Origin of the sequence: Nocardia shimofusensis NBRC 100134 (genome assembly GCF_001613125.1) — a bacterium.
GTDB lineage: Bacteria > Actinomycetota > Actinomycetes > Mycobacteriales > Mycobacteriaceae > Nocardia > Nocardia shimofusensis.
In genome coordinates this window covers 178346-191117 of the sequence record NZ_BDBT01000006.1, presented here as the reverse complement: position 1 = coordinate 191117, position 12772 = coordinate 178346, and the positions used below count along the sequence as shown (strand labels likewise).

12 protein-coding genes are annotated in these 12772 nt (G+C 68.2%); 5 read left to right on the top strand and 7 right to left on the bottom strand.

Features of this window, described 5'->3' with window-relative positions; genetic code table 11:
- Positions 1-12: 12 nt before the first annotated feature.
- Positions 13-597, top strand: coding sequence for a DUF3267 domain-containing protein (locus tag NS3_RS09095; protein WP_067856904.1), 585 nt, complete (start codon positions 13-15; stop codon positions 595-597).
- A gap of 39 nt (positions 598-636) precedes the next feature.
- On the opposite strand, the gene ligD is transcribed toward NS3_RS09095, so the two are convergent.
- The 4 genes from ligD to NS3_RS09075 form a co-directional block, all read right to left on the bottom strand.
- The gene (gene ligD, locus NS3_RS09090; RefSeq protein WP_067856673.1) at positions 637-1599 is read right to left on the bottom strand and encodes a non-homologous end-joining DNA ligase; all 963 of its coding nucleotides are present in this window, start codon (positions 1597-1599) and stop codon (positions 637-639) included.
- Between the two features lie 61 nt (positions 1600-1660).
- Positions 1661-2443 (bottom strand): crotonase/enoyl-CoA hydratase family protein, encoded by a 783-nt coding sequence (locus NS3_RS09085; RefSeq protein WP_067856670.1) that lies wholly within the window; start codon positions 2441-2443, stop codon positions 1661-1663.
- Positions 2444-2549: 106 nt separating this feature from the next.
- Positions 2550-3203, bottom strand: coding sequence for an enoyl-CoA hydratase-related protein (locus NS3_RS09080; protein ID WP_067856667.1), 654 nt, complete (start codon positions 3201-3203; stop codon positions 2550-2552).
- Positions 3200-3838: a TetR family transcriptional regulator gene (locus NS3_RS09075; protein WP_067856664.1), complete on the bottom strand. Its 639-nt coding sequence runs from the start codon at positions 3836-3838 to the stop codon at positions 3200-3202. The genes NS3_RS09080 and NS3_RS09075 overlap by 4 nt, the downstream gene beginning before the upstream one ends.
- Before the next feature lie 161 nt (positions 3839-3999).
- Between NS3_RS09075 and NS3_RS09070 the strand changes: the two genes are divergently transcribed.
- Positions 4000-4551, top strand: a complete 552-nt coding sequence (locus NS3_RS09070) for a TetR/AcrR family transcriptional regulator (protein WP_067856661.1) — start codon at positions 4000-4002, stop codon at positions 4549-4551.
- Positions 4552-4626: 75 nt separating this feature from the next.
- Here the strand turns inward: NS3_RS09070 and NS3_RS09065 are convergent, their stop codons facing one another.
- Positions 4627-6843 carry a molybdopterin oxidoreductase family protein gene (locus NS3_RS09065; RefSeq protein WP_067856658.1) on the bottom strand — a complete coding sequence of 739 codons (2217 nt, stop codon included), beginning with the start codon at positions 6841-6843 and terminating at the stop codon, positions 4627-4629.
- A gap of 213 nt (positions 6844-7056) precedes the next feature.
- Entirely contained in the window at positions 7057-7758 is a 702-nt protein-coding gene (locus NS3_RS09060) for an SDR family oxidoreductase (protein ID WP_067856655.1), read from the bottom strand.
- Between the two features lie 645 nt (positions 7759-8403).
- Between NS3_RS09060 and NS3_RS09055 the strand changes: the two genes are divergently transcribed.
- The gene (locus NS3_RS09055) at positions 8404-8916 is read left to right on the top strand and encodes a lipocalin family protein (RefSeq protein ID WP_067856652.1); all 513 of its coding nucleotides are present in this window, start codon (positions 8404-8406) and stop codon (positions 8914-8916) included.
- Positions 8917-8949: 33 nt separating this feature from the next.
- Here the strand turns inward: NS3_RS09055 and NS3_RS09050 are convergent, their stop codons facing one another.
- On the bottom strand, positions 8950-9348 hold the full coding sequence (locus NS3_RS09050) for a hypothetical protein (RefSeq protein ID WP_084495198.1): 399 nt from the start codon (positions 9346-9348) through the stop codon (positions 8950-8952).
- Between the two features lie 133 nt (positions 9349-9481).
- Between NS3_RS09050 and NS3_RS09045 the strand changes: the two genes are divergently transcribed.
- Both NS3_RS09045 and helR read left to right on the top strand, forming a co-directional pair.
- Complete coding sequence (locus NS3_RS09045; protein ID WP_067856646.1) at positions 9482-10267, top strand: TspO-related membrane protein; 786 nt, start codon at positions 9482-9484, stop codon at positions 10265-10267.
- Between the two features lie 202 nt (positions 10268-10469).
- Positions 10470-12614 carry an RNA polymerase recycling motor ATPase HelR gene (gene helR / locus NS3_RS09040; protein WP_067856901.1) on the top strand — a complete coding sequence of 715 codons (2145 nt, stop codon included), beginning with the start codon at positions 10470-10472 and terminating at the stop codon, positions 12612-12614.
- The last annotated feature ends 158 nt before the right edge of the window (positions 12615-12772 follow it).

Below are 12772 nucleotides of genomic sequence, written 5' to 3'. Positions count from 1 at the left end.
GAAGGAGACAGTATGCGAGGTGAAGCCCGGTTGCGAAGCGCCGCAGAACTTCCTGCCGACTACCGCATCCATCGAACGGTGGATCTCGGCAGGGACAGGAAGTTCTCCTTCGCCGTCCAGGGGATTTTCGCGGTGGTGGCCGGCGTCGCCATCGCGGCGGTGCCGCTGCTCGACCTGCCGCTCACCTCGAGCTGGAGCTCGGTCGTCACCGTCGCGGTGACACTGCTCGCGTGCCTGGTCTATCTGGCCGTGCACGAGGTCACGCACGGGGTCGTCCTGCAACTGCTGACCCGGGTACGCCCCACCTACGCCGTGCGGTTTCCCTTCGTGACCACCGGAAACCACGCCTATCTCACCCGGCGTGACACAGTGCTCGTGGCCTCGGCGCCGAGCATCCTCTGGGGCCTTGCCCTGCTCGCCGCTGTTTTCACCCTCCCCACCGACTATCGGCTCACCGCATACGTTCTGACGGCACTGAACTTCGCCGGGTCGGCTGGGGATTACGTCGAAGTCTTCCTGATCGCCAGGCAACCACCCACCGCGCTGGTTCGAGACGACGGCGACAAGGTGCGCATCTTCGTGCCGCAGAGCTCATGAGGACGGCTGAACTCCTCCGACCCCACGAGCCGGCTCTGCTCAGCTGATCGGCGAGTGGACCTCGTCGGGATTCTTGTCGATGCGCAGTCCCCGCCAGCTCGGGTGCCGCAGCCCCTCGGAGGTGGCTTCCCGGTACTCGATGTCGGCGACCAGTTCAGGACGCACCCAGTGCGCGGAGGACGCGATCGCACGCGGCACGGGCAGGTCGAACGGCGAGTCGGACCGGGCGAGCTCGTCGAGGCGGGCGCGCAGCAGGGTGCGATCGCGCTGTTTCCAGCCGGTGCCGACATTGCCGATGTGCACCAACAGCCCCTCGTCGTCGTAGGCGCCGAGAATCAGCGAACCGAACGACCCGCCCACGGACCCCTGCCCAGGCAACCATCCGGCGATCACCGCTTCGGTCGTCTTGCGCAGCGGCATCTTGATCCAGGCGCGGCTGCGCGCACCGGGCCGATACGGGGAGTCGAGACGCTTGGCGACGATGCCTTCGAGTCCGTGGTCGGCGGCGTCGGCCGCCAGCCGTTCGGGATCGACATCGGTCCACACGGGGGAGAGTTGCAGCGGCGGGTGGGCCAGGTCGAGCCGGTCCAGCAGCGCACGACGTTCGGCGAAGGACAGGCCGACGGTCGGGCTGCCGTCGAGCATGAGCAGGTCGAAGATCATGTACAGGACCGGCACCTCACGGATGAGCTGCGCCGAAGGCGTCCGCACATGCATGCGGCGCTGCAACCGGGAGAACGACGGCGCGCCGTGTTCCCCGCCGGGTGCGACGATCTCCCCGTCGAGCACCGCACGCTCGGCGGCGACCCGCTGTGTCACCGCGTCGGTTATCTCGGGGAAGGAGTCGCTCACCTGCTTGGCGTTGCGGCTGTAGAGCACGCATGCACCGGAGGTGGTGTCGGCGACGGCGCGCATGCCGTCCCATTTCATCTCGAAGGCCCACCCGCTCGGATCGGCGGGAGGGGTCCCTGCGGTGGCCAGCATCGGTGCGGGCGGCGCCATGACACCAGCTTATCGACAGCAAACCTCCGGCAGGGGACGCCTCCGGCCGCCAGGAGACTGGTTATTCGCCCCGCCACCGCGGCGCACGCTTCTCGGCGAACGCGCGCGGCCCTTCGGCGGCGTCTTTGCTCATGAACACCGGCATGGTCTGCTCGAGATTCATCTGCCAGATCGGCGCATCCCAGTCCGACCCGAAATCGGCGGCCTTGTGGATGATCCGCTTGGACGCGCGCACCGCCAGCGGCGCGTTCGCCGCGACGGTTTCGGCCAGCTCTAGCGCCACGGCCAGCACCTCGTCAGCGGGCACCACTCGATTGACCAGCCCCCACTGCAGGGCTGTCGCGGCGTCGATCGGCGTGCCGGTCAAGGCCATCTCGAGGGCGATCTTCTGCGGAATCTGACGCGGCAGCCGCAGCAGACCGCCCGCGGCGGCGACCAGGCCGCGCTTGACCTCGGGCAGACCGAGTGTCGCCTCGGCGCTCATCACCGCCAGGTCGCAGGCGAGCATGATCTCGGTGCCGCCGCCGAGGGCGAATCCGTTGACTGCGGCGATGAGCGGCTTGTCGATGAAATGTTGGACCAGTCCGGCGAATCCGTATTCGGGATGCTCGGGATCACCGATATCGCGCCCCTGCGCCAGCGCCTTGAGGTCGGCGCCCGCGCAGAACGCCCGGCCCGCGCCGGTGATGACGCCGACGCGGAGTTCGGGATCGCCTGCCAGTTCCTCCAGAGCGGCCCCCACCGCCCTCGACAGCGCCGAATCCACGGCGTTCATGGCATCGGGGCGGTTGAGGGTGATGACTGCGACAGCGCCCCGGCGTTGCAGGGTGGCGGCTTCGGACATGTGCGGACCTCCTCGCTGCGACCCGCCACGGTGCGGGCCACTGCTTGTCGAACCTACCGGCGCGAGCGGGTCCGCACCCCTCGTTGCGGACCCGCGCCCCACCCGGTCAGCCCTCGGTGAGAGCGGCGACGGCGCCGGCGAACATGGTGTTCTTGATCGCGCCCATGGTGCCGGAGTCCTTGCCGAGCAACGGCCGGACCATGTCGAGCGCGGCGGCAGTGACCGCGTCCTCGGCGACGGCCGCGTCCACCAGGTCGATCGCGGCCGCGTCCGCGCCACCGAAGCGGCGCCCGGTGGTCATCGACGCGATCTGAGCCTTCGGGGTCAGCTTCGCCTGGATCAGCGCCGCCATACCGGGGGTGAACGGGATGCGGATATCGACCTCGGGGAAACAGAAGAAGCCCCGGTCCGCGCGCATCGACCGATAGTCGTGGGCGATCGCCAGCATGGCGCCGGCCCCGAACGCGTGACCGTTCACCGCGGCCGCGGTCGGCAACGGGAAGGTCAGCACCCGCGCCAGCAGCGCCTGCACCTGCCCGACGTACCACTGCATCCGATCGGCATTGGCGCCCAGCCATTCCAGGTCCAGGCCGTTGGAGTAGAACTTGCCGGTCGCGGTGGTCACCAGCGCGTGCGCCCCCTCGGCGAGCACGGTGTCGAGGTGAGTGTTGACCTCCTCGAGGAAGGCGGGGGAGAAGCGGTTCTCGTCGCCGCCGAGGTCGAGCACGGCGATGGAATCGCGAATATCGAGGGTGGTCACAGGTTTTCCCTTTCCGATGGTGTGATGTCGGCAGATGTGACGGCCGGTGGTGGGATGGACAGGACCGCTCGGACGGCGGCCCGTAACTGTCGGCGCGCCAGCGGGTCGGCCCACCGGTCTCGGCGCAACAGCAGCGCGGTCGGCAGATCGACCAGGCAGGTGGTCAGGACTTCCACCGCGCGGCGATCCCGCCTGCCCCACCGGCGCACCGCCAGGCCGATCAGAAGATCGACCAATTGCCGCTCGGTCGCGGCGATCTGCGCGGCCAGCTCGGCAGGCAGCTCGGCGCCGAGCAGTTCGTCGCGGGACACGGTGAGCACAAGCCGGGCCGAGGCGGGGAAGCGCTCGGCGAACACGCTCGGCGCCTCCGCGGCCGCGACGATGGCCTCCACCGGATCCGAACCGGCAGTGTCGGCGAGTTCACGCTGAAGCTCGAGGAATCGGTGCGCACCCCGCAACCAGGCCCGGCCCAGCAGACCCGCGCGGGAACCGAACGTGTGATAGAGCGCGCCGTTGGACATCCCGGTCGCCGTGGCCACCGCGCGCACCGTCACCGCCGAAGGACCCGAACGCGCGGCGAGCGCTTCGGCGGCATCGAGCACGACATCGGGGTCGTGCACACGGGGGCGGGGCATACGCAGCACAATAACAGAGCGAGCGCTCTGTTATTGCGGGGGCCCGAAATGTGCGGGGTTGCGCACGCGCACTACAGGATTCACGACCGACCCCGGCCCCGATGCGGTAGCCTTCGACCTGCTTCTCCCACACCCCACCCGAACGAACAGAACGGCACCGCATGTCACGAGTGGTCACCAAGGAGCAGTACTTCCACACCGCTCTCGAGGTGCTGGCCGAACTCGGCTTCAAAGGACTCAACATCGGCGTCCTATGCCGCAAACTCGGCGTCACCAGCGGCTCGTTCTACCACCACTTCGGCAGCTGGCAGGGCTTCGTCGACACCCTGCTCGAACACTGGGAGAACCGCCAGATCCTGCTGCTGCGCGGCCGAAACTTCAACCAGGGCAACCCCGACGACGACGTCACCGCCATGGCCGACCTCGCCCTCGGTCTGCACCACGCCGCCGAAGCCGCCATCCGCGCCTGGGCCGCCAACGACGAATCGGTGAACCTCGCCCTCAAGCGCGTCGACGAATCCCGCCGCCGCACCGTCCACAAAGCCGTCCGAAACGTCCTCGGCGACGACGACACCGCCACCGTGGTCACCTCGATGGGCATGGCCATGCTCGTCGGCTACCAGCAGATCGCCGCGGGCGGCGGCGACGGCACCTCGCTCGACGACCTGCTCACCCAGTACAAGCGCCTGATCTACTCCTACACTCGCGACTGACTTCCGCGCCGCCGGCTCGCCCCCCGCGCGGCCACACAGGTGGGGATTTCCCTTCCGGTTCGGCCGCCGAACGGCTCACACCGAGGCCGGATTCCCCGTACTCACCTGCGCGCCCGGCTCCGAGTCCACACCGACCCCGGCGGGGACGACCCGCACCCATGTGTTGTTCACCGCCGAAGCCCCCGAGAACGGGTCGACCAACGTCGGATCGGGCAACAGGTTCGCATTCGCCCCCGGCAGCGACGCCGCCACCGACCAGCCGACACCGGCCTCCTGATGCCCCCACCCGTGCGGCACCGCCACCGCGCCGGCGCGGATCTCGTCGCTGACCTCCAGCGCCACCACGATCGACCCCGTCACCGAGGTCACCTCCACCTGGTCACCAGCGGTCAGGCCGCGCGCCCGGGCATCGTCGGGATGCATCAACGCCGTGCACCGGGCCCGGCCCTTCACCATCGACGGCAGATTGTGCAGCCAGGAATTGTTGCTGCGCAGATGACGCCGACCGATCAACTTCAGATCGAACCCGTCCGGCGCGGCCGTCAACGACCGCCCCGCCGCCGCCTCGGCAACCAGATCCCGAGCCGCGCGCACGAATTCCTCCGGCGCCACATGCACCTTGCGATCCTTCGTCGCGATGATCGACCGCAACCGCGGCCGCAACGGACCGAAATCCACACCACCGGGCGTGCGCCGCAGCTTCGCGACCGTCACGCCCTGACGCCCGCGCCGCAACACCCCGTACGGACCGGTCGCCATCGCCAACCCCGTCAACCGCATCGGCGACGCCACCCCGAACATCGCGTTCATCACCCGGCCGCTGAACCGACGCACCGGCAACGGCAGCACCTCGGTCACCAACCGCGCCAGGATCTGCCAGTCCTCGAGCCCATCGGCCGGCGGCTCGAACACCCGCGCATCGAAGCGCACATTGTTGCGGACACTGAACACCGGGAACAGGATGCTCAGATCCTCACGCTCGAGCTGCGAGACCGGCGGCAGGATGATGTCGGCGTGCCGGGTCGTCTCGGTGATGTACATATCCACGGCCACATAGAAATCCAGCGATTCCAGCGCCGCGGTCAACCGACCGCCCTGCGCCGTGGACAGCACGGGATTACCGGCGTAGGTGACCATCGCCCGGACCCGCTCGGGCCCCTCGGTCAGAATCTCCTCGGCCAGCGCGGCCACCGGCAGCTCACCGCGGAACGACTTGTAGGCGCCCGAGCGATCCGTCCACGCCCCGTACCCGACTCCGAGGAACCGCGCGAAGGCCGGCGCGTCGACGGGGGGAGTGGAGTACATCTGCCCACCCGGCCGATCCAGATTCCCGGTCACGGCGTTGATGGTGTTCACCAGCCAATGCGTCAACGTCCCGGTCACCTGCTGACACACCCCGACTCGGGCGTACAGCACCGCCGAACTCGCCGCGGCGTGCTCGCGCGCCAGCCGACGAATCGTCTCCGCGTCCACGCCCGCGGGCCCGGCCATCGCCTCGGGAGTCACCTCGGCCACCAGGGCACGCAGTTCGTCCCAGCCCGAACACAACTGCCGCACCGCACGCTCGTCGCACAGGTTCTCCGTCACCAGCACATGCAGCATCGCCAGCAGCAGATACAGATCCCCACCCGGGGCGACCGCCACGTGCTCGTCGGCCAGTCGCGCGGTCTCGGTGCGCCGGGGATCGATCACCACCACCGCGCCGCCACGATCGCGCACCGCGCGGATCCGCTGCTTGGCGCCCGGCATCGTGGTCACCGAACCGTTGGACACCGCCGGATTCGCCCCGAGGATCACCAGCCGATCGGTGCGGTCGATATCGGCCACCGGCATGAGCAGATTCGACCCGTACATCTGCCAGGCCGCGAACTCCTGCGGGAACTGATCCATGGAGGAGGCGGTGAAGAAATTGCGCGTGAGCAGGGCGACGCGCAGCAGTACGCCATAGAGCACCGAGGAGCTGTGCGCCGCGGGATTGCCCAGGTACATCGCGATCGCGTGCGACCCGTGTTCTTTGCGCACCGCGCGCAGCCGCTGCCCGATCTCGGCGAACGCCTCGTCCCACCCGATCGGCACGAACTCGTCGCCGACGCGCTTCACCGGGGTGCGCAGCCGGTCGGGATCGTGGTGCAGGCCGGCCATCGCGGTGGCTTTGGGACAGATGTAGCCCTTCGACAACACGTCGTCGGGGTTGCCCTCGATCCGTGTCACCTGGGCGTCCTCGACGGTCACCAGAATGCCGCAATGCGCCTCGCACAGCGTGCACTGCCGAGCGATGGTCTCAGTGCTCATGTTTCCTCGCGCCACCTTCCACGGTCCTCCGCTCAGGCTACCGCCGGACCCCCACCCACACGAGAGACTTTCGACCAATTCGTCTCATTTACTCAGTCGGCTAGCGCTACACCCGCGCATCGCATCGTCGCCCGAACAGCGCGACTCCACCTCAGGTCCGGCAGGCAGCGCCGCCCGCACAATTACCGAGGCGCGCGGGCGAGCTCGGCGGGCCTACCTGAGCGTGACACCGCCGTCGACCGGGATCACCGCACCGGTGATGTACGCGGCGTCGTCGGAGAGCAGGAACGCGACCGTGCCCGCGACCTCCTCGGGCCTGCCGAGCCTGCCCAGCGGGATCGTGGACAGCTCGGCTTCCAGCCTGGCCTCCGGGACCGCCGCGAGCATGTCGGTGTCGGTGTATCCGGGCGCGATGACATTGCTGGTGAAATTCCGTGACCGACCGCCGATTTCCTTCGCCAGCGACCGTGCCATCCCGACCAGCCCGGCCTTCGCGGCCGCGTAATGCACCTGCCCGGCCATGCCGTCGGTACCCGCCGCGCTGGAGATGAAAACCATGCGCCCGTACTTGGCCTTGATCATATTGCGGCTGGCGCGCTGAGCGACCCGCCACGCCCCGGTCAGGTTCGTGTCCACCAGGCGACCGAACTCCGCACTCGTCATCCGCATGATCAGCTTGACCTCGGTGATGCCGGCATTGGCGACCACCGCCTCCACGGGACCGTCCGTTTGCTCGATGTGCGTGAAGGCCCTGTCGACCGAGTCGTCGTCGGTGACGTCCATCTCGACCGGCAAGACCCCCTCGGGCACCCCCTTGCCCCGATGACCGCCCCACACGGTGTGCCCTTCCTCGACCAGCCGCACTGCGATGGCCGCTCCGATTCCGCGATTGGCTCCGGTCACCAAGACACGCATGAAATCCCCTCTCGAACGCGAGCCCCGGATCCGATCCGAGGCCACCGATCACCATATCGACACCACGCAGGTTTGGTGCATGCGCGCCAAAGATGCTGCGCGACAATGCATCATCGAATAGCCGGCGGTCCCCACTTCCCCGCTCTTCAATCGTCACGTGACGATTCAATTCTCGCCCGCGGACGCCGCAGGGGAGGGGCACATGCGCGCTACCATCATGCCGAATCGCTCGATCCACCAGCTCGATCCGAGACCGGAAATTTTACGGCGGGCGAAATATCGTCCATGCGCGCACGATCCCGAGCATCGCCGATCCGTCATCGCGCAACCGGAAGCGGGATTCGACATCGAGCGAGCGCGGGCGGCCACGACCGACGGGGTTCGACGCCCGAGCCGATCGATATGCACAGCGGGCGCGTATGCACGCAACACCGAAGGGAAACAACCCCTCTCGCCAACCCCGTTGCCGCGCCGATAATCTACATTATGTCAACTAACCGGCGGACCGCCCTCCCCGATGGAGGCTTTGCCGCGCGACTCAGAAGCGCGGCGTCCGAACCTCGGAGCTCGGCCGGCGTGAGGTGGGCGGATCCGGGTATTGCCACGGTGACACCAGCGAGCAGCTCGACCGAGGGAGCGCACCTCATGACCGAACAAACCGCAGTCCGATCCCTACCCGACCTGGACCTCGCGTGGTACCTGGGACTCTGGTACGAGATCGGGCGTCTCCCCCTCAGATGGGAAGACGACGACGCCCGCGAGATCACCGCCCAGTACTCGCTCGAGGACGACGGGACGATCCGAGTCGACAATCGCTGCTTCGACGGTGACGGCAAGCCGACCCAGTCGATCGGCAAAGCCACTCCGGTGGAGGGTGAACCGGCGCAGTTGAAGGTGACTTTCCTGCCCGCGGGTCTGCGCTGGATCCCCTTCACCGAGGGCGACTATTGGGTGCTGAAGATCGACGAGTCCTACGACCACGCACTGGTCGGCACCCCGGATCGCAAGAACCTGTGGTTCCTGGCCCGGCGACCGGTCGTCGACGAGGCCACGAAAGCCGAATTCCTCGACGAGGCAAGGTGTCAGGGGTTCGACCTGGCCGACTGGATCACGCCCGCGCAGACGGGGCGGCACGTCACCGACGCGGATCTCACGTAACCGGTGTGCCACTCGCCCGCACGGGCCGGGGCGTCAGCGTTGCTCGGGACGCCCCCACACCGACGGATCCGGCGGGCCCCACTCGATATCGTCCGGCAAGGCCGGGTCCGGCGCGGGACGCCTCGGACCGGGGCCGGGATACCGGTGGGGTGGTATCCACGACTGCTGCACGGGTGGCGCCGCGGGCCGCTGCTCCTCGGCAGCCGGCGGCGCTGTCCACGCATCCTGTCGATTGCTTCTCCCCCGGATCACCAGCGCTGCCAGGACCACCCCGGCGATGACGAGGATCGGAACCGCCAGCACCCCGAACCAGGTCAGGTATCGCACGAGCTGCAGATACTTGTCCGAGCTCGGCGGCGCCTCAGGAGTGGGATTCCCCTGCGCGAGCACATCACCCATGACGCCGTGGACAGCAAGAACGAGAGTACTCACCGGTCCCCTCCCCGAAAAGTGCGGAATTACAAGTGAATACGTCCTTCGATACTGGCACAGCCCTCGACCGGAATCGCCGGAATGACCGAAGAGTGCCGCTCCGACAGGAGGCCTGGTGTCTACGCTCGGATCCATGAGCCCTCGAATGCGAGTCACCCCACCGTTGGCCTGGGCAACTCTTTTCGCCGCGATCGCTCAGGCCCTCGCGCCCGTAGTCGCGGGCCTCAGCGGAGGCGCCTCCCCGGACGAATCCACCACCGACCTGTACATCACTCCGGCCGGATACGCGTTCTCGATCTGGGGTGTCATCTACACCCTGTCGATCGCCACCACCGCTGGCGTGGTCTGGAAACGCGCCACCGGCACAGACCGCCCCGACCACCTGCTCACCGATCTGCTCATCACCTTCCTCGGCGCGTCCGCGTGGATCGCGGGATCGGCGGCCGAGATCCCGTGGATCACCCCGATCATCCTCACGATCATGACCATCGCGCTCCTCGACGCGGTGCGCCTCACCGCGAGCTCGTACGACGAGTCCACGCCCGGATGGCTCACCGGCCTCACCCGGACCATCGTCGGCCTCTATGCGGCGTGGGCGTCGGCGGCGGTGTTCCAGAACTGGGCATCCGACATCGGCGCGAGCTTCGGCGACCCCACCGTCCTGTGGTGGCAGCTGGCGATCCTGATCCTGGGCGCGCTCTTCGGCATCGCCGTCACCGCCCGCTACGGCGGCGCACTCCCCCTCTATCCGATCGGTCTGGTGTGGGCGCTGATCGGCATCCTGGTGACCGGATGGGGTGAGCAGACCGCCGTCGTCGTGGTGTGCGTGATCGCCGTCGCCGGCGTGGCTGTGGCCTGGTGGATCGCTCGTCAGCGAGGTCCGCGGCGGAATCGGGCACTCGGTGATCAGGCACTGTAGCCACCGGAAGCTGGAACGATCGGCGACAGAGCTGTAGGGATCGGAGACGGAGCTGTAGGGATCAAAGGCGGAAAGGAGGAGAAAACACTCCTTCCACTTTCAACTTATATCGCACCCCAGGGCTTGCGGCAAGACCCGGGTGATACCGCAGAATGGTCCGCTCGAGCCATCCACCTGCGGAAACAGAGGTCCCGAATTGCACGTGTCGTCATCGACCGCCAGCGCGTTCGCTCTTGCCGACCACCTCACCCCCAAAGCCGATCCGGCGCTCATCGCCGCCGACGAACAGCACTTCGCCACCATCGCCGCCAGCCTCGAGGAGTCCATCGCCGACCTGACCCGACGACTCGACGCGACCCGCAAGGCGCCGACTCGCATGGGCCAGGAGGCCGTGGAGCGGGATCTGGAGATCCACCGGCTGACCGCGCGGCTGCGCTCGCTGCGCCGCTTCGGTCTGGACCTGTGTCTCGGGCACATGGTGAGCGAGGACCACCCGGAGCCGGTGTACATCGGGCGCCTCGGTCTGCTGGACGGCGCGGGCAACCAGTTGCTCGTCGACTGGCGCTCCCCCGCCGCCGAGCCGTTCTTCGGCGCCACCCACGCCCACCCGATGGGCCTCGCGCGGCGCCGCAGATACCGCTGGTCCGGCGGCAAGATCAGCGACTACTGGGACGAGGTGTTCACCGCGGAGGGTCGGCAGAGCAATGCCGCGCTCGACGACCAGTCCGCCTTCATCGCCGAACTGGGCGGAAATCGGTCACCGAAGATGCGTGACGTGCTCGGCACCCTCCAAGCCGACCAGGACGCCATCATCCGGGCGGGCTCACGCGGCGCTCTGGTCGTCGACGGCGGGCCGGGCACGGGCAAGACCGTCGTCGCGCTGCATCGGGCCGCGTACCTGCTCTATTCCGACCCCGCGCTACGTCACCGCGTGCTGTTCGTCGGCCCGCACGAGCCGTACCTGGCCTATGTCGCCGACGTACTGCCCAGCCTCGGCGAAGAGAGCGTGCAGCTGTGCACCCTGCGTGACCTCGTCGCCGAGGGCGAATCGGCGACAGTGGAGGACGACCCGGAGGTGGCTCGCCTGAAGTCGTCCGCGCGGATGGTCGAGGCGATCGACGCGGCCGTCGCGTTCTACGAGCAGCCGCCCCGCAAGGGCATGGTGGTGGCGACCGACTGGGCCGACATCCCGCTGAGCCCCGACGACTGGGCCGAGGCGTTCGAGGCACCGGAGCCCGGCACTCCCCACAACGAGGCACGTGAGCAGATCTGGGAGCTACTGCTCACGATCCTGATCGACAAGTACGACGGCTCCGCCTCCCCTGCGCAGCTTCGGAAGTCGTTGCGGGAGAACGACGATTTACGCGCCACGCTCGACAATGCCTGGACGATGATCGAGGCGGCCGACCTGGTCGCGGATCTGTGGTCGGTTCCGGCCTATCTGCGTAAATGCGCGCCGTGGCTCGGTCCCGAGGATGTCCGCAGGCTACAGCGTCCGGCGCAGGCACGGTGGACGATGTCGGACCTACCGCTGCTCGACGTGGCGCGGCGGCGGCTCGGTGATCCGAAGGCGTCGCTGCGGGCGCGCCGATACACCGCCGCGGTGGACGCCGAACGAGCGCGCATGTCGAGCGTCATCGATGATCTGATCGCCTCCGACACCTATGCCGACGGCGAGGGGTTGATGACGCAGCTGCGCCAGCGGGATCTGCGCGAGATGCTGGTCGACGACGCGGCCTTGCCCACCGTGGAGCCGGACCAGCTCGCCGGGCCCTTCGCCCACATCATCGTGGACGAGGCCCAGGAGCTGACCGACGCGGAATGGCAGATGCTGGTGCAGCGCTGCCCGTCACGCAGTTTCACCATCGTCGGAGACCGTGCGCAGGCCCGGCACGGGTTCACCGAGTCCTGGCGAGAACGGCTCGAGCGGGTCGGCGTCGATCGTGTCGAGATGGCGTCGCTGAGCATCAACTATCGGACGCCGGAAGAGGTGATGGCCGTGGCCGAGCCGGTGATCCGGGCGGCGCTGCCGGACGCGAATGTGCCGATCTCCATTCGCAGCAGCGGCATCCCGGTCGTTCACGGCCCGGCTTCGGAACTGGACTCGGTGCTCGATGCCTGGCTCGCCGAGAATGTCGACGGGGTCGCCTGTGTCATCGGCGATCCGGCATTCCGGGCGAGGCCGCGCGTGCGGTCGCTGAGTCCGACGCTTGCCAAGGGGCTCGAGTTCGACCTGGTCGTCCTGGTCGATCCGGAGGCGTTCGGCGAGGGCGTGGAAGGCGCGGTCGACCGGTATGTCGCGATGACCCGCGCGACGCGACAGTTGGTTGTCCTCACGACATCCTGAGGCGCTGGCAGAGGGCAGAGGGCAGAGGGCAGAGGGCAGAGGGCAGAGGGACGGAAGTTACCGGATCTCCCCTACGGCCGCCCGCACTGTGGCATGCTCGCTCGCAGTGCGGGCGGTACGCGTTTTCACGGGTCTTCGCAGGTCGATGCCGTGCGGAC